This is a genomic window from Scopulibacillus darangshiensis, assembly GCF_004341035.1.
Taxonomy (GTDB): domain Bacteria; phylum Bacillota; class Bacilli; order Bacillales; family Sporolactobacillaceae; genus Scopulibacillus; species Scopulibacillus darangshiensis.
Map to the genome: position 1 here is coordinate 1 of NZ_SLXK01000051.1, position 25,820 is coordinate 25,820.

Below are 25,820 nucleotides of genomic sequence, written 5' to 3' on the forward strand. Positions count from 1 at the left end.
AGTGAATTTCGCAATCCTTTTCCCAATAGAGGAACGAAAAGTATGGTTTCGGACTTAAATCTCGTTTCATCTCGTAGGTATGAATAAATCAGGATTAACTATATTCTGTGAATGATGGTGGGAAGAGCCGTGTGCGGTAATTCCGCTCGCACGGTTCTGTGAGGAGTTGAGGAACACAGCCGTTAGACTACGGTTGTGTTCCCGCTTACTCGACCGGGAAAAGCGCGTCCAAGTGAGACCCCGCAGGAGCGATAGCGACGAGGAGGCTCACGGACCGCCCGCGGAAAGCAAATAGACAACAATATTTTTAGGAAAGAGCTTTTAAATTTATTTTAGGCACCAAGGGGGTAGTAAGCCCAAAAACAGGTGATCTCGCAGAGCTTAATTATTTTATTCCTTCATCGCAGTGAATTTCGCCATCCTTATCCTAAAGGAGAAACGAAAAGTATGGTTTTAGACTTAAATCTCATTTTCCCTAGCAGGAATGAATAAATCGGGCTTAAAATTTTTTTCGCATAAATTTCGAGTCTTTGTCGGTAATTTATTAATTTAATAGGGAGTGTCCCTCTTACAAATTAGGTATTGAACCACCCACATCTCACCATAAGTATATTGTTAGGATTTTTATCAGACTGTGGTTCCGTTATTCGGTCATTTAAGAGGTTATTTGAGTTAATTTTTTGCAAATAAAGGAATCTGAGTCCTATATAGGATGAGATGAGTGAAGCTTCTATTGTAGCTTGTAAGTCTTCCGCGTTCTTTTTTCATTTTTTAAAAGCTATAGGAGAATAAATTTATTTTCTTTGATGTTATAGTTAATAGAGAGAGGGGGCGCGCTATATGGGGTTAACGATTGCCGGCATTTTAGAGAGGCCGCATTTCAGTGAATCGGAAGTGCTGGCAGGTAACAATGGATTAAATCGGCTGATTAAATGGGTACATATCATGGAAGTGACGGAAATCGGCCAGCTGCTTAACGGTTATGAACTGATTCTGACAACCGGTGTGGGCTGGAAGGAAAATCAAGACTTAAGTTTTTCTTTTCTGCAGCAATTAATAGAGAATAATGCTTCTGGCTTGTGCATTGAATTAGGGACATACACGAATATCATCCCTGAAAAAATGATTAAATATGCCGAAGAAAACAACTTCCCTCTAATCATTTTTAAAAAACAAGTGAGATTTGTAGACATCACACATGACGTGAACACGTTGCTTATTGATGTCCAGTACAAAATGATGAGTGACCTTGAGCGCTTCTCAAATAAATTGAACCAGCTCCTGCTTTCAACTGACGCGTTTACAGGGATCATAAGGCTGCTTCATAATTATTTAAATTTACAGGTAGCCTATTTCCCTGTTGAAGGAGAAGCGCAATTTGTTCCGCGAATTGATCAATCACGGAGAGAAACCATGGTAAAGGCATTTCAGGAAACTCCTCTTACCGAATCAAAACAATCAATAGCCTATAAGCCTATTGAAGCGCTTGGGCATAAATTTGCCGATCTCGTTGTTTTTCTGAATTCAGAAGGCTTCACTGAATTTGAATCATTAGTGTTAGACCGTGCCGCCACAGCTCTGGCACAGGATCTGTTAAGAGAATTATATGTTACGGAAAAAAAGAAATACAATGAAAGAGGGTGGGTGCAAAACTGGCTGAACGGTGAATATCACACAGAAGCCATTGAACAGCATTTATCTTCCTTAGCGCCAAACTTTAAACCGAACGGCTGTGTCGTATGTTTTTGCAAGTCGGATCTGTTAAATGATGAAACACATTCAACATATTATTCAATGATTATAAGGTCCATATGTGAGCAGCAAGGATTTTTTATGCTGTCCTTCGTTGAACCAAGTGCCATAAGCATCATTTTAGTCAACAAACGGGGTGCGGATGATTGGAAAACGAGAGTCGGTAGAATAATAGCAAAAATAGATGAAACAGAAATGGCGCCATCCCAAGCTAAGTCTCGCATTGATATTGGCATCGGGAAATGGTGCAGTATTTTAAGCCGATTAAATGAAAGCTATCAAACGGCACAAGAAGCCTTTTATATGAAAGAGAAAATCGGAACGGAAAGTCATCTTTTCTATGAAGACCTTCATGTCTATCGGTTAATGCCCTCCTTAAGCAAAACAGGGAAATTAGAAGACTTGATTTCCGAATATTTGGGGCCGGTACTGGCTTACGATGCAAAACATAACGGTGAGATGCTAACGACATTGGAAGTGCTGCTTGATGCCAATGGTTCAAAGAAGGAAACGGCCGAAAGATTGTTCATTGTTCGCCAAACATTGTATCACCGGATTGAAAAGTTAAAGGAATTAATAGGGGATGATTTTATGCGGTCAGAGAAACGCTTAGCTATAGAGTTGGCGATTTATGGCCAAAAGTATTTAAAGTTATGAACATATCCCGCCATAGGCACTTTGTTAATAATAATCTGATTAATCTAAACGAAATGTCTAATGCAGTCTCTTTGCTTATCTATTACACTATCTGTAAGCGCTTACTATCAAAAGCACGGGTGAGAATGATAAGTGGCAGCTAAATTCATTATTTTATGAAGGTGAAAAGGATGACGAAGAAAATAAGAGCAAGGGATTTGGGGCTGCCCTTTGAGGGGACAACAGGAGTTTATAACGCCATTACGGATGTTCCAGGTGTAGAAGTGGGCACCACAACCATCATCCAGGGTGATGGTCCGGTTAAAATCGGCAAGGGACCTATACGCACTGGTGTAACGGCAATTCTGCCTCGTGGAAAACAAGACACAATGAACCCAATTTGGGCGGGATTCCACAGTTTGAATGGCAACGGTGAGATGACAGGGATGCATTGGGTAAACGATGGGGGATATTTCTTAAGTCCAATCTGTTTGACTAACACACATGCCGTCGGCACCGCCCATCAGGCAACCGTAAAGTGGATGATTGAGCAGTACGAAGAGCAATTCAAACATGAACACCTTTGGGCTATGCCAGTCATCGCAGAGACATATGATGGCGTCCTTAATGATATTAATGGCGAACATGTTCAAGCCGAACACGTTCTTTCCGCCATTCGGTCAGCAAAGGGCGGTGATGTGGCTGAAGGAAATGTCGGCGGAGGAACAGGGATGATCTGTTATGAGTTTAAAGGCGGGACAGGCACTTCCTCGCGCGCTGTCACAATAGGCAGTGACACCTACCATATTGGCGCTTTAGTGCAAGCGAATCACGGCATAAGGGATTGGTTGACCGTCCTTGGTGTTCCGGTCGGAAAACATATGACAGACGATAAGATCCTTCAGACAGAACGGGGATCGATTATCGTTGTCATCGGGACAGATATTCCCATGTTGCCGCATCAACTAAGACGTGTGGCGAAACGGGCAGCGATCGGCATCGGCAGAAACGGAACACCTGGAGGGAATAATTCCGGTGATATCTTCCTCGCCTTTTCGGTCGCTAATAAAATGGATATTTTACAAATCTCACAGGAAAAACTGCAAATGGATTTTATCAATGACGAATTTTTTGACCCAATTTATGAGGCTGCTTGTCAGGCGGTAGAAGAGTCAGTATTGAATGCATTGGTTGCGGCGGAGGCAATGACAACAGCAAAACCGTATGGACACACTGTGAAGGCCATTGATCATGAAGAGCTGCGCCAAGTTATGAAAAAGTATAATAAACTTTGATCGGATAACGTTAAAACATCCAGAATATTATATTAACACACTGTCTAATGAAAATTGCCAATATTGGCTTTAAACTAAAAACCAGTAATTATTAAGGAGGGCGTCAAATATGACAACATCACAACAAACCAAATCGTTACAAAACTTTATAAACGGTAAATGGGTCAATGCCAAAGCGGCAGAATATCTTGATGTGCCAAATCCGGCAACGGGAGAAACGCTTGCCCGTGTCCCTGTTTCAACAGGTGATGATGTAAATGAAGCTGTTGTATCCGCGAAAAAGGCGTTTAAAACTTGGGGAAAAACACCCGTTCCAAAAAGGGCAAGAATATTATTTAAGTATCAGCAGCTCCTCACGGAAAATCATGAGGCGCTGGCGAGACTTGTCACACAGGAAAATGGCAAAAGTTATAAAGAGGCGTATGGCGAGGTTTTGCGTGGGATCGAGTGTGTCGAATTTGCTGCTGGTGCGCCAAGTTTAATGATGGGTGACTCATTATCAACCATTGCATCTGATATTGATTCAGAAATGTTCCGTTATCCAATCGGTGTTGTGGGCGGCATTACACCATTTAACTTTCCAATGATGGTGCCATGCTGGATGTTCCCGCTTGCGATCGCCTGCGGTAACACATTTGTTTTGAAACCTTCAGAACGTACGCCAATTCTTGCTAATCGCTTAGCGGAACTTCTTTCCGATGCCGGGCTTCCTAAGGGTGTCCTGAATATTGTTCACGGCGCACACGATGTCGTTAACGGTCTGCTTGAGCACAAAGATGTGAAAGCCATTTCTTTTGTCGGATCACAGCCCGTTGCAAAATACATTTACGAAAAGGCGGCATCTTATGGAAAGCGGGTACAGGCTCTGTCCGGTGCCAAAAACCACACTATAGTTATGCCGGATGCAGACTTAGACGCAGGCGTCCAGCAAATCATCAGCGCGGCTTACGGTTCTGCCGGTGAGAGATGCATGGCCTGTTCTGTCGTTGTGGCCGTCGGCGGTATCGGTGATCTGTTGGTCGAAAAGTTAGGAAAGGCTGCGGATGAGGTTAAAATGGGCAACGGATTGGATGATGGCGTCTTTCTTGGTCCGGTAATAAGGGAATCTCAGAAAGCTCGGACGTTAAGCTACATCGAAGCAGGTATAGATGAAGGCGCGTCTTTAGTCCGTGATGGAAGAAAAGATGAAGGGGTAGATGATGATGGCTATTTTGTCGGGCCGACGATCTTTGATAATGTCAACACGGATATGAAAATCTGGAAAGATGAGATTTTTGCACCTGTTTTATCGGTTGTACGTGTGGATACTTTAGAAGAGGCGATTGCGTTAACGAATGAATCGGAATTTGCAAACGGGGCATGTCTCTTTACAAGAGATGCGGGGAACATCCGCACCTTTAGGGAAGAGATTGATGCCGGCATGCTCGGGATTAACTTAGGCGTCCCAGCACCGATGGCCTTCTTCCCGTTCTCAGGAAATAAAAGCTCTTTCTATGGTGATCTTCATGTTAATGGCAAAGATGGCGTTGAGTTTTATACACGCAAAAAAATGATCACATCACGCTTTTAATTATAGAGAGGAGTGGCAGGTATGTCGGTCATAAAAAATAATGATTTATTAAAAAAAGATGAGAAATACATTTGGCATGCGATGAAGCGTTACAACCCTGACGCGGCACCTTTTGTTGTTAAAGAAGCAAATGGGGCATGGGTGACCGATATTGATGGAAATAAATACTTAGATGGCATGTCTGGTCTTTGGTGTGTCAATGTTGGCTACGGGCGTGATGAACTGGCTGATGCGGCTCACGAGCAGCTAAAAACGATGCCGTATTACCCGTTGTCAAATAGTCATCTCCCTGCAATTGTGCTCGGTGAAAAACTGAATAGCTGGTTAGAAGATGATTATGTGATATTCTTCTCTAACAGTGGTTCAGAAGCAAATGAGACCGCTTTTAAAATCGCGAGACAATATCACCAGCAAAATGGTGATCCTGGAAGATACAAGTTTATTTCCCGATATAGGGCCTATCATGGAAACTCAATGGGCGCCCTTGCCGCTACAGGGCAGGCTCAAAGGAAATACCGTTATGAACCTTTGGGTCAAGGGTTCATTCATGTCACTCCGCCTGACACGTATCGCAGTCCATATAAAGGAACAGACGAAGAAATCGGAGTGGCATGCGCAAATGATATTGACCGTGTGATGACCTGGGAACTTGACGAGACGATTGCCGGCGTGATTATGGAGCCGATTATAACCGGGGGCGGTGTCTTGGTCCCTCCGGACAATTATATGTCTAAGGTGAGAGACATCTGTGATCAACACGGGGCGCTTCTGATTGTTGATGAAGTGATTTGCGGGTTTGGCAGGACAGGGAAAAAGTTCGGTTTTATGCAATATGGTATCAAACCGGATATCATCACTATGGCAAAAGGTCTAACAAGCGCCTACCTGCCATTATCAGCTACCGCGGTTAGAAAGGACGTTTTTGAAGCGTTTAAAGGCACTGATGAATACGATCACTTCAGGCATGTGAATACGTTTGGCGGAAGCCCTGCCGCATGCGCGGTTGCCCTTAAGAACCTAGAGATTTTTGAAAGAGAAGGTCTTGTCGAACGGTCTGCGAGACTCGGCGAAAAGCTTGAGGAAGAAATGCGTGAGTTATGGGAGCATCCTCATGTCGGCGACATCCGCTGCAAAGGACTGCTTTTGGGTATTGAACTCGTTGAAAATAAAGAAACAAAAGAACCCGCCGCACCGGAAAAATTAAATAAGGTCATCGCCGCCTGCAAAAATAAAGGATTAATTATTGGGAAAAACGGTGATACAGTAGCGGGCTACAACAACATTTTACAGCTGAGTCCTCCGCTTAGCATAACAGATGATGATTTTGATTTTATTGTAAAAACAATAAAAGAAGCGATGTTGGAGATTTAGTTAAACTTAATAATGGGGCAGGGAGGCTGCTAAACAGTGCCTTCCTGCCGGATATTATATATCTTTTTGAATTTAAGTGAAAATGCACTTGTCGTCGGGGGGATTTGGGCCATGATTGGTTTTGGATACTTATTATTTTTAACAAGGGGTTTTACCAAAAAACCGCCTCAATATGATTTTAATGAATAATGAAAAGTAGAATGGCGGCTTTCCTATATGAGGGAAGCCGCCGTTTTATAATGTATTGCAGCACGATACGATTAGATCAACAAATTAAATAGCTTCTGATCTTTGTTAATTTCGGTATAAGAAAAGCCATTTTCTTTCATTCTATTAATAAGAGGGAAATAGTCTTCTCTATGTTTTAATTCGATGCCGACGAGAACAGGGCCTTTGTCACGATTGTTCTTCTTAGTGTATTCAAACCGGGTGATATCATCGTCTTCCCCGAGAACTTGGGTAATAAAACTTCTGAGGGCGCCGGCGCGCTGCGGAAACTGGACAATAAAATAGTGTTTGTAACCTTCATGGATCATTGACCGTTCCTTGATTTCCTGCATGCGGTCGATGTCGTTATTGCCGCCGCTGACGACACAAACAATCGTCTTTCCTTTAATTTTTTCCTTGTATTCTTCAAGGGCAGCAACCGATAACGCCCCTGCTGGTTCCGCGATTATAGCATTTTCATTATAAAGATCTAGTATTGTTGTGCATACTCTTCCTTCAGGGACAACAGCCACATCATCCAGTACATCACGGCAAATATCAAATGTTAAATCACCCACTTTTTTCACTGCTGCACCATCGACAAATTTATTAATTTTATTTAGGTTTACAACCTTGTCTTCTTCGATTGAGCGTTTCATGCCAGCTGCTCCAGCGGGTTCGACACCAATAACTTTTGTTTCTGGACTGATACACTTCAAATAGGAACCGATGCCTGAAGCGAGGCCGCCTCCTCCGATTCCCATAAAGACATAGTCAATCTGCTCATCCATGTCATCCATAATTTCAATACCGATGGTGCCTTGTCCTGTGATCGTCCGGTAATGGTCAAACGGATGAACAAATGTCCGTTTCTCTTCTTCACAAACCTTCATAGCTTCTTGAAATGAATCATCGAACGTGTCACCGGTTAGAATGACCTCAATAAAAGGATGGCCGAAAAAGTTAACTTGATTGACTTTTTGTCTTGGTGTTGTCGTCGGCATGAAAATTTTACCATTTACACCGAGTGCTCTGCAGGAATAAGCCACTCCTTGAGCGTGGTTGCCGGCGCTGGCACAAATCACGCCGTTTTCCAGCTCTTCCGGGGAAAGGCCTTTCATCATATTATAGGCGCCTCTAATTTTAAAGGAGCGGATCACTTGCAAGTCCTCTCGTTTCAAATAAACATTGCACTCATATTTTTTTGAGAGCAGTTCATTTTTATGCAAAGGTGTTTTAATAATTGTATCTTTGAGTGTTTGATTAGCAATCATGATGTCTTCGATGTGGACTTTATTTAACAGTTTTGGCATAGCAAGGACCCTTTCTCATTTTGGGATAATATCGTTTGAAGAACATTTTAACATATTCAATAATTTTGATAAGTGTAGTAAACGCTTTCATCGCAAATGTTCATAAATTTATTAAAAATATATGTTGATTTGCTGTTAAAATATCGGTAAATCGAGAAATTGATATGAGGTGCTTAATGAATAAACTTCAGTACCGCCTAAGACGATTGCGCCGATGGGTTATTGACCGTCCGTTTCCAAGAAAAACATTAATAGCGGATAGATATGAAGTGAAAGAAAGGATTGGGGCGGGAAGTTATGGTCTGATCTATCTTTGCCGCGACCTTAAGACAAATAATGATTGTGTCATGAAACAAATGAGGCCAAGCAGGCGGAAGGAAAATCCAAGAAATTATGAGTGTGAAACATCGATAATGGAACAGTTAACTCATCCAGCCATTCCAAAACTGCTAAATTGTTTTCAATATAAGGGACATTTGTTTTTTGTTATGGAATATATCAGCGGCGAAAGTCTGGAGACCGCTGTTTTTGAGAATTTTGAGAAATATAATGAGAGACAATCCTTGCAAACGATTTATGAATTAACCGATCCCCTCTTGTACCTTCATGATAATGGCATTATCCACAGGGATATAAGGCTGCCAAACGTCATAAGGTCTGATGGAAAGTTATTCTTAATTGATTTTGGTTTAGCACGGTTTATAGATGGTCAAACAAATGCTGAGCTAGATGCCCTAGAGCATTATCCAGAAGAAATAAAGCTGCGCAGACAAATAAATTTTCGAAGTGATTTCTATGCAATGGGACACTTCTTGTTATATTTGCTGTATTCTTCTTTTGAACCTGAAGACAAAAAGGAACAGACTTGGCAGGAGGAACTTGATATTGGGGATGAGACGAAACAGTTGCTGAAGCGGATGCTGCAAATTGACAAACCATATGTTAATATCCGGAAGCTACGAGCTGATCTTGAACGGACGCTTGCGGAATCTAAATAGAAAAAGTCCGATGCCATAATGGGCAAGGGACTTTTTGCTGCTTATGAACTTGAGCCGCTTCCATATTTTCTGCGTTTATAATGACTGCTTCCATAGTGTGAATGGCCATGTTTGCCATGTCCATGGTAACCATCACTATCACTTGAATAATGATGCCGCGGTCTTCCATGCCGATGGTAGCCATCACTTCCGCTATGGCGACGATAATGATTATCTGATTCAGAAAGTGTTTGTTTAACTTGTTTCAAAAGCTTTTTAAACATGCAGGGTTCCTCCCTTGCTTTTGATATCTTCATCCTAAATACGTTCGTTTCAGTAAAAGGTTTCGTATAAATATTTTCAAAATGTACGGAATAGAACTATAGGTTTTAAAACATCATTTCCTAATTTCTATGGATGTAAACATGTATAAAAATCCATTAAAACAAACAAGATAATCGTTATAGCAATCGTGATACACAGGAGGAATGGGTATGAGCAATCAACAATTGCATGAGGCTATCCAGCAGGCGCAAAAGGCATGTGAACAGGCGGCACTAAGCCCAGAACAAGCTGAAGCACAGCTTAAGCAAGCAGAGCAGCATCTTCAAGGAGCATTTCAAGCTACAGAAGAGGGAGCAAACCCCGGGGCGATAAAGCAAATCCAGGATGCTTGGAATGCCATCGTTCAAGCACAAAATGCTGTTCGCGACCAAGCAAATAACCCTGTTATGTTAAATGAATCAGTAGATGAGGCAATCAGTGCCTGCCGGCAGATCCGCAACTACCGCTAGAAATATAAAGCATCCCTGAGGTGAAAGATATTAGGGATGCTTTTTTGTCGATTTGGAATTTATGGAATGTTAGATTTCCAGATAACTGTACAATAGTTTTCCGGATTCCGATGAAATAATGAAGATCCGAAATCAATTAAAAATCGGGTGAAACGTCGTTCATAAGCGAGATGAACGCCCAAAGCCGGTAAAAAATCGTGCTTGAGGTCGTTCATAGGGTGGATGAAAGCCCGAAGCCGGTAAAAAATCGTGCTTGAGGTCGTTCATAAGGTCGATGAAAGCCCGAAGCCGGTAAAAAATCGTGCTTGAGGTCGTTCATAGGGTGGATGAAAGCCCGAAGCCGGTAAAAAATCGTGCTTGAGGTCGTTCATAGGGTCGATGAAAGCCCAAAGCCGATAAAGTATAGGGCGAAATGTCGTTCGTAAGCGAATGATAACTCAAAATCAGCAAGAAAGAAGCCCCCCCATTATATGGAAAAACACTAAACAAATTATAAAAAAATCTATTAATCTAACATTGACATTTTGCCTTTTCATTATAGTCTGATAATATTAGAGGATAAAAATATAATGGGGTGCATGGTAGAGATGAAAATCGTTTGTTTTGGAGACAGTGTCACACGCGGGATCTCTTTTGTCCGGGGCCGTATAAGAATACTTAAAGAGAATTATCCCGCACTCCTGCAGAAAAAGTTGGGTTCAGAACATAACGTCATCAATAAAGGCGTTTTCAACGATAATTCGGATTTGCTTTTGTCACGGCTTGATAAGGATGTTCTTTCGCTCAAGCCTCAAGTTGTCCTGATCCATATAGGCGGAAATGATTGCAATTTTCACTGGGATCAAGTTGAAAGCTGTCCGGAAGAGGATCATGCCGCGATCGTCCCGCTGGAGCGTTATATAAACAATATTAAGAAAATGGCGGAACGGATAAAAGCAGCAGGGGCAGAGCCAGTTCTCTTTACATTAGTGCCAATTGATCCCGCTCGTTATTACAAATACCTCATGACAATGTATAAGAGTGCTATTGCCCACTGGATCGGTTTGTGCGGCGGGATTGGTTATTGGCATGGGCTGTACAACCGCGCATTGAATGAATGGATCACATCTTCCGGGATTCGGAGTATCGACATCCGGAACGCATTTAAGGGGAAAGCCGATTTGAATGACCTTATAAATGATGACGGCATCCACCCTTCCGCGGAGGGGTATTCAGCGATAGCCGATATTGTGGCGGACCAGCTGCGATTATTAAAAATTGAACCTGTGCAACAGTAAAGAAAGGGGTAATGATAAGATGATAAAAGCTGTCATTTTTGATTTGGATGATACATTGCTATGGGATGAACGAAGTGTTAGTGAGGCTTTTGCCGCAACGGCAAAGCTTGCTGAGGATAAGTACGGTCTTAAACCGGGTGACTTAGAAAAGGAAGTGCGCACACACGCAAGAGGGTTATATGAAACTTATGAAACATATCCTTTCACTGTGAAAATAGGTATTAATCCATTTGAAGCTCTCTGGTCTGACTTTGATGATGTCAGTGACCCCCATTTTGCCAAGCTGAACGCGATTGCGAAGGCGTATCGCAGGGCATCATGGACTGGCGGTCTTAAGGCACTTGGAATCGATAACCCTACACTCGGCAGCGAACTTGCTGAGATCTTTCCGGCTGAGCGTGCGGGCAGGCCGTATGTCTTCGATGATACATTTGAGATTTTAAATCAATTAAAAGGGCAATATCAGTTGCTGCTGCTAACAAACGGGGATCCTAGCTTACAAAAAAGAAAGATTGCTGGCGTTCCCAAGTTAGCGTCATATTTTGATGACATTGTCATTTCAGGCAGCTTTGGCATCGGAAAACCTGACCCGTCAATTTTCGACCATGCTTTAGGCGGACTGAGCCTTCATTCTGACGACGCACTAATGGTAGGAGACAATTTAAAAACGGATATTTTAGGAGCTGGAAGAGCAGGTATAAAATCAGTGTGGTTGAACCGAAGGGGTAAAGAAAGGCTAAAAGACATTGTTCCCGATTTTGAGATCACACAGCTCAATGACCTGCCTTCAGTGATCCGTTCGGTCGGCAAACAGAGTTCCCATTCCAAACTATCCAAATGAACAGTTTAAAACGGACATGATAAAAGCGGGTGAGAACAATAACCCGCTTTGTCGTAAATTAATGGATATTCCGTTTTTTGAAGTTACCGCCTTTAACATCATGGATGTCACCGACAGCCAAAAAGGCTCCCGGGTCAATATCATCAACGATACTTTTGAGCTTAGCCTCTTCCAACCGTGTAATCACGGTAAAGATGACTTGCTTATCATCACCGGAGTAAGCCCCTTCCCCGTTAAGATAGGTAATGCCGCGGCCTAAGCGATCATTTAACGCATCGCCTATGTCGACGGGTTTACTGCTAATAATCCATACGGACCGTGATGATTCTAGACCTTCGATGGTAATATCAATCATCTTAAAGGCGATAAAATAGGCTATTAATGAATACATGGCATGATTCCAGCCAAAAACAAAGCCTGCCGTCCCCAAAATAATAATATTAAAAAACATGACGGTTTCACCGACGGAGAAAGGTGAGAATTTATTAAAAAGCACTGCTAGAATCTCGGTCCCGTCTGATGATCCGCCATATCTTATAACCAATCCGACACCGATGCCAAGGATCACGCCGCCGAATACAGCAGCAAGAAGAGGATCGTTTGTAAAGCCCGGAACGGGTGTAAATAAAGTCGTGAAAATCGATAAGATGGTAACGGCACTGATAGACGTAATCGTGAACGTTTTTCCCATCTGCTTATATCCGAAAAAGAAAAAAGGAAGGTTTAATACAAAAAGGAAAAGACCTAATTTTATCCCTGAGATGTGGGATAACATAATGGAAATACCGACGATGCCCCCATCGATAATGCCATTAGGTACGAGGAAGATTTCCAATGCGACTGCCTCAAGGACTGCGCCGATAAATACAAAGATGATTCGTCCTAATAGTTGGACCTTTTTTAACTTCCGATGCTGAATCTTAAATTGTGCTTCATTCAAACAATATCACCATGAGCATGTCTCATTTCCTTTCATTCGGGTATCATTAATATCCCTATACCTTTATTATAATATAACTTTTAACGAATCTTAAATTATTTGTCTTTACAGGTGTAACATTTACCGCATTCCATTCCATCTTTTTTTCGGGTACAATGAAGTTTAACTTAAATTCATAAATATGCAGAAGAGACGATGTTGGGAGGAATCGATATGCCGTTTGACATATCAAAGCGGGTAAGTGCATTTGAAACATTAATATTCAGTGAATTGGTAAAATATAAGAAAAAAAAGCAGGCGGAAGGTAAAGACATGATTGACTTAAGCATTGGCAGTCCTGATCAGCCTGCACCGCCTTTTATCATTAATGAATTGGCAAAGAATATTCAGGATCCGAAGCAATACGGCTATACGTTAACTGGCACAGATGAATTCCACAAAGCGGTTTCGCATTATTATAAAAACCGTTTTAATGTTCAGCTTGATCCGGATGCGGAAGCATTGCTTTTAATGGGTTCTCAAGATGGAATCATCCATTTGCCGCTCGTTTTTTGCGACCCGGGAGATTATATTCTTGTCCCTGACCCAGGGTACACAGCTTATGATTCGGGGATCCTTTTGGCTGAGGCGCGAAAATATACCATGCCGCTGAAAAGGGAAAACGGCTTTCTTCCCGATATCGAGGCCATCCCAGCGGAAATCGCAAAACAAACAAAAATGATGATCTTAAACTTTCCTGGCAATCCGGTGCCGGCCCTTGCCGACAAAGTATTTTACGAAAAGGTTGTTGCATTTGCAAAACAATACGATATCTTGGTCGTTCATGATTTTGCTTATTGCGAGCTTGTCTTTGACGGGCAAAAAGCAGTCAGCTTCCTTGAAGCAGAGGGGGCAAAAGATGTTGGTGTTGAGTTCAATTCGTTATCGAAAAGCTTCAATATGGCGGGGATGCGGATCGGCTACATGACGGGAAATTCTGATGTCATCGCGGCTTTAGCAAAGTTAAAATCCAACATGGATTATGGTGTTTTCCTGCCGATCCAAAAGGCAGCAGTAAAGGCTTTAACGGATGGCGAAGCATTTTTGCAGGAGCATGCCAGAGCTTATGAGCGGAGAAGGGATGTCCTGGTCCAGGGCTTAAGAGAGATTGGCTGGCACGTCGATTCCCCTCCGGCAACGATGTTCGTTTGGGCGAAAATCCCAGAGGGCTGGACGTCATTGTCATTCGTATATGAGTTAATGGATAAAGCGGGTGTTGTGGTTACCCCAGGAAATGCTTTTGGTGAGCATGGTGAAGGATACGTTCGAATTGCCATGGTTCAAGACGAAATGACCCTAAAGAAGTCTGTGGAAAGAATTAAGAAAAGCGGTTTGATCCATACTGCTGCCAAACCAAGTTGCTCTTGAAACCCTATGATTCTTAATTTTGTTTTCACAAACTAGGCACCTGCTGAATATGAATAGTTGAAGAGTGAAAAGGGGGGATAGAGCCTGCAAATCCATGTTGTCAGATCCGGCGATACGCTTTGGACGATCTCACAAGCTTATACCGTCTCTCTTCAACATCTTATTCAGTCAAATAAAATCATGAATCCGGAGAATTTGGTTATCGGCCAAACCATTGTCATTCCGATTTGGGGAAGGTATCACTGGGTGTCTCAAGATGAAACGTTATTTGGGATAAGCCAGTTGTATCATGTTTCAGTGGATGAACTTATGAGAATAAACAGCCTGTCAAATCCGAATAACATTCAGGTTGGCCTTCGGCTTTATATTCCCCAACAGAAGAGACCAAACATCGATGTGAGCGCCTATTTAGATGTAAAGTCCGCGGGGGCATCTTCACCAGGGATAGTAAGCGAAGTTGGCAATGAGCTAACCTTTTTGGCTGTTTTTAGTTATGCCGTCCAGCGTGATGGCACGCTTAAAGGGATCACCGATCAGCCGGCTATTAACGCCGCATATCGTCATCGGATCGTCCCTTTAATGGTTCTTACTAACTTTGAGGGAGGAACATTTAGCCAGGAACTTGCAACCTTGCTTTTAACCAATAATGGGCTTCAGGATAAGGTGCTAGACGAAGTAATCCGTACGATGAATGAAAAGGGATATCTTGGTTTAGACCTTGATTTTGAATACTTAGGCAGTGAAAATAGAGCACGGTATAATGCCTTTCTCAGGAAAGCGAAAAAAAGATTGAAAGAAAGAGGATATATCTTATCAGCAGCCCTGGCTCCGAAGGTCAGGGGCCAAACGACGGGTGTATTATATGCAGGACACGATTATACAGCACATGGCAATATCGATGACTTCATTCACTTCATGACCTATGAATGGGGATGGTCAGGAGGCCCGCCAATGGCTGTATCACCAATCAAAAATGTCCGTGCTGTGCTGGAATTTGCGTTGACTAGAGTGCCTAAGAATAAGGTCATGATGGGCATTCCTTTATATGGATATGATTGGACGCTTCCATATGTTTCAGGAGGAAAGTGGGCGAGGCAAATCAGCCCGCAGCAAGCCATCCAATTAGCGCTTAAGTATCATCAAAGCATCTTCTATGATCCGGTATCACAAGCGCCGCATTTTAACTATACTGATGAAAATGGCACAGAACATGACGTGTGGTTTGAAGATGCGAGAAGCATCCAAGCTAAATTTAATTTAGTGAAAGAATTGGGCATCAGAGGTTTTTTCTATTGGGTGCTTGGAAAGGACTTTCCGCAAAACTGGCTGTTGGTTCAGGATAATTTTATTGTAAATAAAAGGGTAACAACATAACCGGTCGGAAAAGGCGAGCCTTCTCTGACCGGTTATCATTTTGGTTACCCAATTAAAATAGTGCCAATCAGCCCGGCAATGATACCTAACAAGGATACCAATGCACCGAGAAATACCAGGACGCGCCAAGATAATGCGCGCCGAACCATCAGCGCGGAAGGCAAACTGATAACAGGGAGGGTTATGGCTAGTGCTGCCGCCGGACCTGCGCCAAGTCCAAAAGACATGAAAGTCTGTATAATTGGAATTTCGGCAGCTGTTGGAATGACAAAGAGTGTTCCAGCAATGGCGAAAGCAATGATGGCTAATATACCACCCGTCAATTGATCACCGACCATCGGGAATAACCATGCCCGAAACGCACCTAATGCAAACACACTGATTAAATAGGCGGGTATGGTTGCGAGTGCGATCGCTCCAATGCTTTTAAGCCAGCGAATTAGGAAATTCCCTTTTGCATCCTGAGCGGTCTTGGCCTTTTCCACGATTGGCTTTGGATCTGCTGTTTCTTTGGAGAAGCGCCCTGCCATATAGCTGACACCAAAGACTAAAACAATGCCAAACAAAAGCCGAAGCAGTGTGAATTTCCAGCCCAAAATAAAAAACATAAAAATCAATACAGCAGGGTTCAATGCTGTATTGCCAAACCAGAAGGCGACAGCCGCTGCAACTGTGCTTTGCTGCTTGCGAAGTCCCACCACAAGCGGTGCGGCACAGCAGGTGCACATCATGCCAGGCAATGCGGAAAAGCCAGCTATCAATGTGCTGCCATAGGTTGTTTTACCGATCAGCCGGTGAATCCAGTCTGTTGGCACTAGCACTTGTACGAGTGACGATAAAATAATGGCGACAACAAAAGCCTGCCAAATTGATTTAAAGTAAACAACACTATAATTCCAGGCCGCAGTCCAAGAAGGCTCCGGAGCGGATGCTTTATCACCCGACACTATCGAGGATCCTATCGAATGTTCTGTTGCTGATTTGATGACTTTATAAAAATAAGGATGCCATTTTACTAGAAATAAACCAATAGCGGCAGCAATTAAAAAAATAATTGAGCCGACGATCCAGCGCTTATTGTTTTTGACCACAGTACTAGCGGGCAGATGGGTTTGGCCCTCCATTCTTTTCCCTTCCTTCTTTAATCCATTTTTAAGTTACTTATCTATATTATCGAATGCATTGCAATTTGTCAGCTTTTTGACAAAAAGAAAGTTTCATTAGGTTTAATAAATTATTTAAATAATCCAAATAGTATTGAAATTACCTTTTGATTATGCTAAATTTACACTAACTACTGGACCAGCCACTGAGAGGGCAGATGGATAGGTGACTTTGATTTATGACATTTAAACCGATACGAAAACGCAGAGTCTACCACGAGGTTATTGAGCAAATCATGTCAGCGATTGAAAGGGGGGATATTCATCCAGGAAGTAAATTTCCTTCTGAACGGCAACTAGCAGAGAAGTTATCTGTTTCACGGACAACCATTAAAGAGGCAATAAGCGTTATGGAATCTTCAGGGACGGTTATTGTCAGGCCTGGCGTCGGCACATTTTTACGTGAAGTCAATACTGAAGATATTTTACATAGGTTAAATATAGTCATTCAAAATCATACACTCAATATCGTGGAATTAATGGAAATTCGTCAGGCAATTGAAGGGTCAGCTGCTTATTTTGCCGCTTTGCGTGCAACAGAAGGGGAATTGCTGGAACTTGAGACGAAATATCATGACTTAGCCGCCAGTGTTCATCAAGAAAAGCTTGCCGCTGAGGAAGATTATGCGTTTCATATGACCATTTTAACAATGGCGAAGAATGATCTTATGGTAAATATGATGAATTTATTATCTGAACGTTTGAAAAAGGGGTTAGTGGAAAGCAGGACAGAAACACTTGGGAAGAAAGGCAAGGCCACCATCGTATTGGAAGAACATAAAGTGATTGCCGAAGCAATAGCTGCTGGTGACTGCGGAGCAGCAAGAGAAGCCATGTGGCACCATTTGCAAAATGTCAAAACGAGATTTATCTAAACATTATACCCAGCCATATCATAACAAATTTAAAAATCTGGTGATACAAAATGTATGATTATGTTGTAATCGGAGCAGGTATTGTCGGCCTGTCCACAGCGAATCGTTTAACGGAGATTTTCCCGAAAGCGAAGATTGCCGTCATTGAAAAAGAAAACCGTGTGGCCTGCCACCAAACTGGTCATAACAGCGGTGTGATTCACTCAGGGATATATTATAAACCGGGCAGCCTTAAGGCGTCATTTGCCCAAAGGGGCGGTGATGCCATTGAAGCATTTTGCACCAAGCATGACATTCCGGTGGAAAGATGCGGCAAGGTTATTGTCGCAACACAGTCTAAGGAATTAGAAGAATTGGAGAAGCTGTATCAACGCGGCCGCCAAAACAACCTCCGTGTAGAGAAAATGACAGCAAATCAAATTAATGAGATTGAACCGCATGTCCAATCTATCGGAGGCATATATGTGCCCTCTACTGGCATAGTAGATTTTTCCGAAGTCAGCCGGCGGTTAGCTGATCTGTTAATCAGCAAAAATCAAGACCTCCTATTAGGAACGATGCTGACCTCAGCAAATTATACGAGTGATGCGGTTGAATTGAAGACAGCCAAAGGGACACTGCAATCTAAATACGTGATTAATTGTTCTGGGCTAAATAGTGACAAAGTAGCCCATCTCTTTGGGATTAAGGTTGATATGACCATCGTTCCTTTTAAGGGGGAATATTACGAACTGGCAAGGGAAAAACGCTTTTTAGTTAATCATCTTATTTATCCCGTACCTAATCCGGATTTCCCATTTTTAGGCGTCCATTTTACAAGAATGATGGGCGGGGCCGTTCACGTTGGCCCTAATGCAATACCTAGTTTTAAAAGGGAAGGTTACAAGAAATTCAGTTTTAATAGTAGAGATGCCTTTGAGATTTTGGGGAATAAAAGCTTTTGGAAAATTGCCATGGAAAATAAAAAAGAAGGTCTTACCGAAATGATGCGTTCACTATCCAAAAGGGCTTTTTTAAAAAATGTCCAAAGGTATATTCCTGAGATTAAACGTGAAGATTTAATTCCGGCTGAACCCGGGGTAAGAGCGCAGGCATTATCTGATAAAGGGAAATTGATTGATGACTTTTTTATTGCAAGAACTGACCGGGTTGTCCATGTCTGTAATGCACCATCGCCCGCTGCAACAGCAGCGCTCGAAATTGGGAAGTATATTGTAGACAGCATAAAATAAGCAAGCAAAGGGGGCTATAAATGTGACTGAGTCTGAAAAATCCCGGGATTTGGCGGGACAGACTAATCAGGAAGAACCCGTGGGGGATGGTCTTGTTCAATATCGGAAGTTTGTCGGTCCGATGGCAAAAACCGTTTTTATCTTGGCGGTTATTTGGTCACTTTTTCAGATTTATGTTGCAAGTTTTGGCATTATGGAAGCGATAAAGTCCAGAGCTTGGTTTTTTGCTTTTCTGTCGATTATGATATTTCTATTATGCCCTGCAAGCAAAAAAGGCAAGAAACAACGGATGTACCCTAGTATTTGGGATTGGATTTGTATCGCCGGGACGCTGGCATCTGTTGGTTTCCTGTTATTGAATTACAATGGGTATGTCCAGACAGGGCTGCACATCCCTTTGGATTTTTGGTTTGGCGGGCTCGGCATCCTGGTCGCGTTTGAAGCGGCCCGGCGCGCAGCGGGTAACGTGATGACCATTTTGGCAGCCGTCTTTTTACTTTATAACTTTTTTGGCCAGTATATTCCTGGCGTATTCGGCCATGCCAGTTTGGACTTCGAGCGTGTGATCGATGTGATGTGGTGGGGAACGCAAGGGATTTTTGGCACAGTCATTGGTGTTGCCGCAACATATATCTTTTTATTCATTTTATTTGGAGCCTTTTTAAGACGAAGCGGTTTCATTGATTTCATTAATGATTTGGCATTGGCGATTGCCGGGCGCTCCGCTGGAGGTCCTGCTAAGGTGGCCGTTATTGGCAGCGGGTTCATGGGCATGATTAATGGCAGCGGTGTAGCCAATGCTTCGTCGGTCGGTACCGTTACCATTCCATTGATGAAAAAAGCCGGTTTTAAGGGACATTTCGCTGGCGCGGTCGAAGCCGTGGCTGGCACCGGAGGAGTGATCGCCCCACCGATTATGGGTGCAGCAAGCTTCGTAATGGCGGAATTTCTTGGTGTTCCCTATCGGACGATCATGCTGGCAGCTTTGATTCCAGCGATTTTATATTTTTTAATGTGTTTTTTGTCGGTACATTTTGAAGCAAAAAAGCTTGGTATTGAGGGATTATCCAAAGAGAGATTACCGAATATTTGGTTGGTTTTGAAAAGAGGCGGTCATTTAATTATCCCAGTGATCGTCATCATTGCCTTGCTTGTCACCGGGATGACACCTTTATATGCGGCAGTGTGGTCAATGTTGTCTACTGTCATCGTCAGCTGGTTCAAAAAGGAAACACGCATGGGTTTAAAGGAAATATTAGAAGCGCTTGAAGAAGGAGCCAAAGGCGTTCTGACGGTTGGTGCGGCTTGCACGATTGTAGGTATTATCATCGGTACGATCTCTCTTACCAGCCTAGGGCTGACACTTGGCAATAATATTCTTGAGCTAGCCGGCAACCATTTATTCCTCGTCGCTATTTTTACAATGCTGATCAGCATCCTGCTTGGTATGGGAGTTCCTGTTACCGCATCGTATATTATCACAGCGACCATTTCTGCTCCTCTTTTGGCAAAAATGGGTGTGTCGTTACTCGTTGCTCACATGTTTGCCTTCTTTTTTGCGGCGCTTTCTGATATTACACCACCTGTTGCCTTAGCTGTCATGGCGGCCGCCGGCATCGCGAGGGAACCTTTCATTAAGGTGGCTGTCACTGCGGTAAGACTTGGAATATTAGGGTTCTTGATTCCCTTTTTCTTCTTATATAATCCGCTGTTGTTGTTTGCTGGAGGAAGCATTATTCACAGTATCTTCGCTTGTATAACAGGAATGATTGGTGTGATCGCATTATCCGGAGCATTGGCAAACTGGTTTTTGATCAAACTCAATGTCATCCAAAGGATCTTGTTGACGCTTGCAGGTTTATTAATGATCGAACCAAACTATTATACAGATATATTTGGCGTTGCCGCACTTGTAAGCGTATACATTTGGCAAAAGGCGCAAATCTCGGCAATCAGGACGCATACGGGTTCATTTTCGCAAAACTAACTCATTTTAAGGAGGTTTTTTAGTGAGACGTCTAACGTTTGTAATGGTTTTCATTCTTGTTTTGACGATGTCATTGTTAGGCTGCAGCCGGGGAGGAAGCGAGACAGCTTCCTCTTCAGAAAAGAATAGCGGGAAAAGTAAATCAAACGGGCAGATTGAAATCAATTTTGGAACGGGTACGACAACAGGTGTTTATTATCCCTTAGGTGCAACACTAGCAAAAGTATGGAATAAGGAGCTTTCTAATGTCCATGTGTCATCTCAATCAACCGATGCCAGTGTGCAAAACCTCAATCTAATGATGCAAGGCAAAATCAATATGGGATTAACGACAGTAGGGGTTTTGTATGAAGCCTATAAAGGCACAGGCAAATTTAAAGATCGTCCTTTTAAAGATGTCAGGGTGATCGCAGCCTTATACCCAAATGTCGGCCAAGTTGTGACTAGCAAAAAGACCGGCATAGAGTCTGTAGCTGACTTTAAAGGAAAAGGTTTTGTTCCTGGCGCCCCCGGCAGTTCTACCAAGGTCCTGTCACAACGGATTCTGGCAGCATATGGTTTGTCATTCGATGATGTCAAACCCCAATATGTTGGTTTTACTGAAGCAACGGATTTGATGAGAAACAAACGGGTAGCCGGTGCTCAGATTATGGCTGGGATTCCGACCTCAGCTATCGTCGAAATCATGTCCACTGCCAATGGCAAGCTGGTCAATCTTGGAGACAAGGAAATAAAGAAGTTAACCGATAAATACCCTTGGTTGTTTAAATATACGATACCTGCGGGCACTTATGATGGACAAGAAAGTGATGTCACGACAGTTGCACAAGGGAATATGATCGTTGTTCCAAAAGATATGCCGGAAGACACAGTATACAAGCTGACAAAAGCGATGTGGGAACATATTGATGCGATCAGAAATAGTGTATCAGCTGCCAAAAACATGAAGCTAGATACTGCCACAGATGGGTTGTCCGGCATTCCTTTGCATCAGGGTGCGAAGAAATTTTATAAAGAAGAAGGTATTTTGAAGTAAACTTTCCTGTCAATCAAATGAGCTGCCGGCATGCTTGTTCGGCAGCTCTTTGGCAGTGTTAGATTAATAGCTTGTTAAACTGTCCCATATAATTAGTCAAAAGGAGGTTTTTGTAATGGGTAATGACCAGCGCCCAGTCGTGTACAGAATTGATGACCAGGTCGCATGGATTTATCTGAATCGCCCGAGCAGGTTGAATGCTGTGAATCCTGAACTTGTTGAGGCGCTTTGCCAAACCCTGATGCGAGCCGAACGGGATCAGGCAAGGGCAGTCATTCTAATGGGTAAGGGCAAATCATTTTGCTCAGGCCATGATTTGCGTGAAGAAGAATCCCCGGTAAAAGAAGCGGAACTGTATCGGCGGGTTCAAAACATACAGGATGTCACCCGGATAATTAGAAGGCTTCCAATGCCGGTGATCGCGGCCGTCCATGGCTATGCATTAGGGGCGGGATGCGAATTTGCGTTATGCTGTGACATCATTATAGCAGAGGATCAAGCTGTATTTGGGTTTCCCGAGGTCAGTGTCGGCTTAAGTGTGACTGGAGGGATCTCGTATATCCTTCCGAAAACCATTGGAGAAGCAAAAGCCAAAGAACTGCTCTTTTTCGGTGAAAGGTTTGGCGCTGCAGAAGCAGAGAAACTGGGCTTAATCAATAGGGTGGCAGAGACCGGAAAGCTTCATGAGGCAGCAACGGATATGGCTAATCGGTTAGCTGCCATGCCCCAAATGGCACTATCCCGTGCAAAGTTTTCTATTAATAATGGCTCGCAATCTATTGATATGGCTTATCACATCGAAGTTGATTATGCGCTATATACGGGTCAATCCCAAGAGGCAATGGAAGAAGGGAAAAAATTCAAGGATAACAGGAACAAGGGAGGACTGTAACAAATGACTTCCTTACCCAATCAGGTTAATCATGATTTATCTAAGCTTCCTGATATTAGAACATTGGTTAGTCGAGCGGCTTCCCTGTGGGGTGACAGAACCGCTCTTATATTTGACGAATGGGATAAGAAATTAACCTATACGGACCTTCATGTACAGTCAGATGATATCACAAAAGCTTTGTTAAATCTTGGTGTAAAAAAAGGTGATAAAGTCGGAGTTATGATGAATAACCGTCCAGAATTCCCTTTATCTTGGCTTGCCATTTGCAAAGCAGGCGCTATCATGGTCCCTATTAATATCAATTATCAGGAATATGATTTGGCTTTTATATTAGAAAATGCCGAGGTCAAACTAGTATTGGGTTCATCAGAATTTGCTTCGCTGTTCCAAAATGTTCAAAAGGCGAAACCATTTTTAAATACTCGGTTTATCGCTATCGATGATGATGAAAGTAAGATTGAATCTATTAACCATTTCATCATGTCCAGGGGCGATGCCCTTCCAACTGTTTTTTCTGAAACGGTTGCCAACATACAATATACATCCGGAACAACAGGAAAACCAAAGGGTTGTATACTCACCCATGGCTATTGGCTACGAATCGCCGAAAAAAATATTTTATCGGCAGCTGGTCCTCAGATTTGTAAAGATGATATTATGCTGACAGCACAACCTTTTTACTATATGGATCCTCAATGGAACCTTATAACTGCCATCGCTTCAGGAGCCGCTTTGATTGTTCTTGACCGTTTTCATCCGTCATCATTTTGGGCAAAAATTCGTGAATATGATGTGACTTTCTTTTATTGTCTGGGGGCAATGCCGGCTTTAATGTTAAAAATGCCGCCCAAGCCGCTTGACCGGCAAAACAACGTCAGATATATTGGCTGCTCAGCGATTCCCGCCAATTTACATAAAGAATTGGAAGAGCGCTGGCGAACGCCGTGGTACGAGGCATTTGGCATGACTGAAACAGGATTGGATATAAGGATGCCGCGCGATGAGCACGACCAGTTAGTTGGAAAAGGGTGCATGGGCTTGCCGATTGATGATCGGGAAGTTCGCATCATGAATGACAAATTGGAGGATGTTCCAAGAGGTAAAACAGGTGAGCTCGCTTTAAGGGGCGCGATGATGATGACGGGTTACTATAAAAATCCTGACGTAAATAAAAAAGCATTTCACAACGGGTTTTTTCTGACAGGTGATCTAGCATACATGGATAAGTTAGGTTATGTATACTATGTCGGCAGAAAAAAAGAGATGATCAGGAGAAGCGGAGAAAACATTTCAGCTATGGAGGTAGAGGAAGTCCTAAAGCAGCACCCTTGCGTTCATAACAGTGCCGTTATACCAGTGATTGATGAACTGCGCGGGGAAGAAGTGAAGGCATATCTCGTTTTGAAGGAAGGTAACCAAGACGAGACGATATCTGTGCACACTTTAATCGATTTTTGCAAAAGAAAACTTGCTTATTTCAAGGTTCCTAGGTACTGGGAATATCGTAAAGCACTGCCGCTGACTTCTTCAGAACGGGTTGCCAAGCATCAATTAATCAAAGAGAAGGATGATTTGCGAAAAGGGGCGTATGACCGGGTAGATGACATATGGCGATGATGATCGCCGCTGAAATTTGGGAGGCAAGTTATGGAACAAAAAACGGGATTTCTATGTGATGAGAGTTATTTTTGGCATCAAACAGGAAACGGTGCTTTGAACATAAGGTCGGGAGGCATGATTCAAGAAGATACTCATGCAGAAAATCCGGAAACGAAACGGCGTGTCAAGAACTTGCTTGAACGCTCTGGGTTTATGAATGAATTGCAACAATTAGCACCAAGGCCGGCAACCAAAGAAGAAATCGGCATGATTCATCATGAAAAATATATCGAAGCAGTGAAAGAGCTTAGCAGAAAGGGGGGAGGTGATGCCGGAGAGCATGCGATCGTTGGACCCGGATCTTATGATATTGCATTGCTATCTGCCGGCGGGGTATTGACAGCAGTCGATGCCATTATGAATGATGAAGTTCATAATGCTTACGCCCTTGTCAGGCCGCCGGGACATCATGCTGAACCTGAAGAAGGCATGGGGTTTTGCCTATTTAACAATGTTGCGATCGCAGCGACATATGCCAAACGAAAATATGGCTTTAAAAGGATATTAGTATTGGATTGGGATGTTCATCACGGCAACGGCACCGAAAGCGCCTTTTATTCAGACCCCGAGGTATTATTCATTTCCATCCATCAGGAAAATATTTTTCCCAAAGGCCGCGGGGCAGTGGATGATAGTGGCGAAGGAGAAGGCAAAGGTTATAACATTAATATCGAGCTGCCGGCGGGTACAGGAAATGAAGGCTATCTATACGCCTTTGACAAACTTGTTGTTCCAGTTGTTGATCAATTTAAACCGGATATTATTTTTGTGTCTGCCGGTCAGGATGCAAGCCGGTTTGACCCATTAGGAAGAATGCTCGTCACTGCCGAAGGGTATTACAAGATGGCGTCAAAAATAAGGACACTTGCGGATACTTATTGCCATGGCAGATTGGTTGCCTGCCATGAAGGAGGATACAGCTCAGCCTACGTGCCCTTTTGCACTCTGCGGATTATCGAAGCTTTAAGCGGCAAACGAAGCGGGGTAGATGATCCGTTTGATCAGGGATATCACGAGGGTCCTATGTATCAAAATCAAAAGGATGCAGTGCAAAAAGCATTGAATAGGCAATCGGACTTTTGGCATTTATAATTACGTTAAAGCCGCAGGATGACTTCCTAGCGGTTTTCTTTAGTTAATCAGAAAGTATAACTTTCTGACGCACATAAGTGCAACTACGCCTCTGTCTTCACCAAAGGCTCGCCAATCGGCGAGTTTT

21 protein-coding genes are annotated in these 25,820 nt (G+C 43.0%); 17 read left to right on the top strand and 4 right to left on the bottom strand.

Going from position 1 to position 25,820, the window contains the following annotated elements; all coding sequences use genetic code 11:
* Positions 1 to 840 precede the first annotated feature (840 nt).
* From EV207_RS20365 to EV207_RS20380, 4 genes are all read left to right on the top strand, one after another.
* The gene (locus EV207_RS20365; protein ID WP_132748003.1) at positions 841 to 2,409 is read left to right on the top strand and encodes a PucR family transcriptional regulator; all 1,569 of its coding nucleotides are present in this window, start codon (positions 841 to 843) and stop codon (positions 2,407 to 2,409) included.
* A 170-nt stretch (positions 2,410 to 2,579) separates the two neighbouring features.
* The gene (locus EV207_RS20370; protein WP_207902983.1) at positions 2,580 to 3,683 is read left to right on the top strand and encodes a DmpA family aminopeptidase; all 1,104 of its coding nucleotides are present in this window, start codon (positions 2,580 to 2,582) and stop codon (positions 3,681 to 3,683) included.
* A 109-nt stretch (positions 3,684 to 3,792) separates the two neighbouring features.
* Positions 3,793 to 5,253: a CoA-acylating methylmalonate-semialdehyde dehydrogenase gene (locus tag EV207_RS20375; RefSeq protein WP_132748005.1), complete on the top strand. Its 1,461-nt coding sequence runs from the start codon at positions 3,793 to 3,795 to the stop codon at positions 5,251 to 5,253.
* Positions 5,254 to 5,274: 21 nt separating this feature from the next.
* Positions 5,275 to 6,624, top strand: a complete 1,350-nt coding sequence (locus EV207_RS20380; protein ID WP_132748006.1) for an aspartate aminotransferase family protein — start codon at positions 5,275 to 5,277, stop codon at positions 6,622 to 6,624.
* Between the two features lie 260 nt (positions 6,625 to 6,884).
* Here EV207_RS20380 and ilvA read toward each other — a convergent pair whose 3' ends face one another.
* Complete coding sequence (ilvA, locus tag EV207_RS20385) at positions 6,885 to 8,144, bottom strand: threonine ammonia-lyase IlvA (RefSeq protein WP_132748007.1); 1,260 nt, start codon at positions 8,142 to 8,144, stop codon at positions 6,885 to 6,887.
* Between the two features lie 176 nt (positions 8,145 to 8,320).
* On the opposite strand from ilvA, the gene EV207_RS20390 reads away from it, so the two are divergent.
* Positions 8,321 to 9,142 (top strand): serine/threonine protein kinase, encoded by an 822-nt coding sequence (locus EV207_RS20390; RefSeq protein WP_165887024.1) that lies wholly within the window; start codon positions 8,321 to 8,323, stop codon positions 9,140 to 9,142.
* A 41-nt stretch (positions 9,143 to 9,183) separates the two neighbouring features.
* Here EV207_RS20390 and EV207_RS20395 read toward each other — a convergent pair whose 3' ends face one another.
* The gene (locus EV207_RS20395; RefSeq protein WP_132748009.1) at positions 9,184 to 9,405 is read right to left on the bottom strand and encodes a hypothetical protein; all 222 of its coding nucleotides are present in this window, start codon (positions 9,403 to 9,405) and stop codon (positions 9,184 to 9,186) included.
* Positions 9,406 to 9,615: 210 nt separating this feature from the next.
* Between EV207_RS20395 and EV207_RS20400 the strand changes: the two genes are divergently transcribed.
* The 3 genes from EV207_RS20400 to EV207_RS20410 all read left to right on the top strand — a co-directional run bounded on the left by EV207_RS20400 (position 9,616) and on the right by EV207_RS20410 (position 12,033).
* Positions 9,616 to 9,915 carry a hypothetical protein gene (locus EV207_RS20400; protein ID WP_132748010.1) on the top strand — a complete coding sequence of 100 codons (300 nt, stop codon included), beginning with the start codon at positions 9,616 to 9,618 and terminating at the stop codon, positions 9,913 to 9,915.
* A gap of 587 nt (positions 9,916 to 10,502) precedes the next feature.
* Positions 10,503 to 11,192: an SGNH/GDSL hydrolase family protein gene (locus EV207_RS20405; RefSeq protein WP_132748011.1), complete on the top strand. Its 690-nt coding sequence runs from the start codon at positions 10,503 to 10,505 to the stop codon at positions 11,190 to 11,192.
* Between the two features lie 19 nt (positions 11,193 to 11,211).
* The gene (locus EV207_RS20410) at positions 11,212 to 12,033 is read left to right on the top strand and encodes an HAD family hydrolase (protein WP_132748012.1); all 822 of its coding nucleotides are present in this window, start codon (positions 11,212 to 11,214) and stop codon (positions 12,031 to 12,033) included.
* A 58-nt stretch (positions 12,034 to 12,091) separates the two neighbouring features.
* Here the strand turns inward: EV207_RS20410 and EV207_RS20415 are convergent, their stop codons facing one another.
* The gene (locus tag EV207_RS20415) at positions 12,092 to 12,973 is read right to left on the bottom strand and encodes a YitT family protein (protein ID WP_132748013.1); all 882 of its coding nucleotides are present in this window, start codon (positions 12,971 to 12,973) and stop codon (positions 12,092 to 12,094) included.
* A gap of 213 nt (positions 12,974 to 13,186) precedes the next feature.
* Between EV207_RS20415 and EV207_RS20420 the strand changes: the two genes are divergently transcribed.
* Together EV207_RS20420 and EV207_RS20425 are read left to right on the top strand one after the other, a co-directional pair.
* Positions 13,187 to 14,380 carry an LL-diaminopimelate aminotransferase gene (locus EV207_RS20420; RefSeq protein WP_132748014.1) on the top strand — a complete coding sequence of 398 codons (1,194 nt, stop codon included), beginning with the start codon at positions 13,187 to 13,189 and terminating at the stop codon, positions 14,378 to 14,380.
* Positions 14,381 to 14,464: 84 nt separating this feature from the next.
* Positions 14,465 to 15,754 carry a glycoside hydrolase family 18 protein gene (locus EV207_RS20425; RefSeq protein ID WP_132748015.1) on the top strand — a complete coding sequence of 430 codons (1,290 nt, stop codon included), beginning with the start codon at positions 14,465 to 14,467 and terminating at the stop codon, positions 15,752 to 15,754.
* Between the two features lie 44 nt (positions 15,755 to 15,798).
* On the opposite strand, the gene EV207_RS20430 is transcribed toward EV207_RS20425, so the two are convergent.
* Complete coding sequence (locus EV207_RS20430) at positions 15,799 to 16,878, bottom strand: permease (protein WP_132748016.1); 1,080 nt, start codon at positions 16,876 to 16,878, stop codon at positions 15,799 to 15,801.
* 218 nt (positions 16,879 to 17,096) lie between these two features.
* Between EV207_RS20430 and EV207_RS20435 the strand changes: the two genes are divergently transcribed.
* The 7 genes from EV207_RS20435 (at position 17,097) to EV207_RS20465 (ending at position 25,693) form a co-directional block, all read left to right on the top strand.
* Positions 17,097 to 17,792: a FadR/GntR family transcriptional regulator gene (locus EV207_RS20435; RefSeq protein WP_132748017.1), complete on the top strand. Its 696-nt coding sequence runs from the start codon at positions 17,097 to 17,099 to the stop codon at positions 17,790 to 17,792.
* Between the two features lie 50 nt (positions 17,793 to 17,842).
* Positions 17,843 to 19,024, top strand: a complete 1,182-nt coding sequence (gene lhgO / locus EV207_RS20440; RefSeq protein ID WP_132748018.1) for an L-2-hydroxyglutarate oxidase — start codon at positions 17,843 to 17,845, stop codon at positions 19,022 to 19,024.
* Positions 19,025 to 19,046: 22 nt separating this feature from the next.
* Positions 19,047 to 21,011, top strand: coding sequence for a TRAP transporter permease (locus tag EV207_RS20445; RefSeq protein WP_243647182.1), 1,965 nt, complete (start codon positions 19,047 to 19,049; stop codon positions 21,009 to 21,011).
* A 22-nt stretch (positions 21,012 to 21,033) separates the two neighbouring features.
* Positions 21,034 to 22,047: a TAXI family TRAP transporter solute-binding subunit gene (locus tag EV207_RS20450; protein WP_132748019.1), complete on the top strand. Its 1,014-nt coding sequence runs from the start codon at positions 21,034 to 21,036 to the stop codon at positions 22,045 to 22,047.
* Positions 22,048 to 22,162: 115 nt separating this feature from the next.
* Complete coding sequence (locus tag EV207_RS20455) at positions 22,163 to 22,939, top strand: enoyl-CoA hydratase/isomerase family protein (protein ID WP_132748020.1); 777 nt, start codon at positions 22,163 to 22,165, stop codon at positions 22,937 to 22,939.
* Between the two features lie 3 nt (positions 22,940 to 22,942).
* On the top strand, positions 22,943 to 24,559 hold the full coding sequence (locus tag EV207_RS20460) for an AMP-binding protein (RefSeq protein WP_132748021.1): 1,617 nt from the start codon (positions 22,943 to 22,945) through the stop codon (positions 24,557 to 24,559).
* A gap of 30 nt (positions 24,560 to 24,589) precedes the next feature.
* Positions 24,590 to 25,693, top strand: a complete 1,104-nt coding sequence (locus EV207_RS20465; RefSeq protein WP_132748022.1) for a class II histone deacetylase — start codon at positions 24,590 to 24,592, stop codon at positions 25,691 to 25,693.
* Positions 25,694 to 25,820 lie beyond the last annotated feature (127 nt).

What these genes read in the sequence shown, in the direction of transcription:
- EV207_RS20365 (WP_132748003.1), top strand. Translation starts at nt 841, where the DNA reads ATGGGGTTAACGATTGCCGGCATTTTAGAGAGGCCGCATTTCAGTGAA.
- EV207_RS20370 (WP_207902983.1), top strand. Translation starts at nt 2,580, where the DNA reads ATGACGAAGAAAATAAGAGCAAGGGATTTGGGGCTGCCCTTTGAGGGG.
- EV207_RS20375 (WP_132748005.1), top strand. Translation starts at nt 3,793, where the DNA reads ATGACAACATCACAACAAACCAAATCGTTACAAAACTTTATAAACGGT.
- EV207_RS20380 (WP_132748006.1), top strand. Translation starts at nt 5,275, where the DNA reads ATGTCGGTCATAAAAAATAATGATTTATTAAAAAAAGATGAGAAATAC.
- ilvA (WP_132748007.1), bottom strand. Translation starts at nt 8,144, where the DNA reads ATGCCAAAACTGTTAAATAAAGTCCACATCGAAGACATCATGATTGCT.
- EV207_RS20390 (WP_165887024.1), top strand. Translation starts at nt 8,321, where the DNA reads ATGAATAAACTTCAGTACCGCCTAAGACGATTGCGCCGATGGGTTATT.
- EV207_RS20395 (WP_132748009.1), bottom strand. Translation starts at nt 9,405, where the DNA reads ATGTTTAAAAAGCTTTTGAAACAAGTTAAACAAACACTTTCTGAATCA.
- EV207_RS20400 (WP_132748010.1), top strand. Translation starts at nt 9,616, where the DNA reads ATGAGCAATCAACAATTGCATGAGGCTATCCAGCAGGCGCAAAAGGCA.
- EV207_RS20405 (WP_132748011.1), top strand. Translation starts at nt 10,503, where the DNA reads ATGAAAATCGTTTGTTTTGGAGACAGTGTCACACGCGGGATCTCTTTT.
- EV207_RS20410 (WP_132748012.1), top strand. Translation starts at nt 11,212, where the DNA reads ATGATAAAAGCTGTCATTTTTGATTTGGATGATACATTGCTATGGGAT.
- EV207_RS20420 (WP_132748014.1), top strand. Translation starts at nt 13,187, where the DNA reads ATGCCGTTTGACATATCAAAGCGGGTAAGTGCATTTGAAACATTAATA.
- EV207_RS20430 (WP_132748016.1), bottom strand. Translation starts at nt 16,878, where the DNA reads ATGGAGGGCCAAACCCATCTGCCCGCTAGTACTGTGGTCAAAAACAAT.
- EV207_RS20435 (WP_132748017.1), top strand. Translation starts at nt 17,097, where the DNA reads ATGACATTTAAACCGATACGAAAACGCAGAGTCTACCACGAGGTTATT.
- lhgO (WP_132748018.1), top strand. Translation starts at nt 17,843, where the DNA reads ATGTATGATTATGTTGTAATCGGAGCAGGTATTGTCGGCCTGTCCACA.
- EV207_RS20455 (WP_132748020.1), top strand. Translation starts at nt 22,163, where the DNA reads ATGGGTAATGACCAGCGCCCAGTCGTGTACAGAATTGATGACCAGGTC.
- EV207_RS20460 (WP_132748021.1), top strand. Translation starts at nt 22,943, where the DNA reads ATGACTTCCTTACCCAATCAGGTTAATCATGATTTATCTAAGCTTCCT.
- EV207_RS20465 (WP_132748022.1), top strand. Translation starts at nt 24,590, where the DNA reads ATGGAACAAAAAACGGGATTTCTATGTGATGAGAGTTATTTTTGGCAT.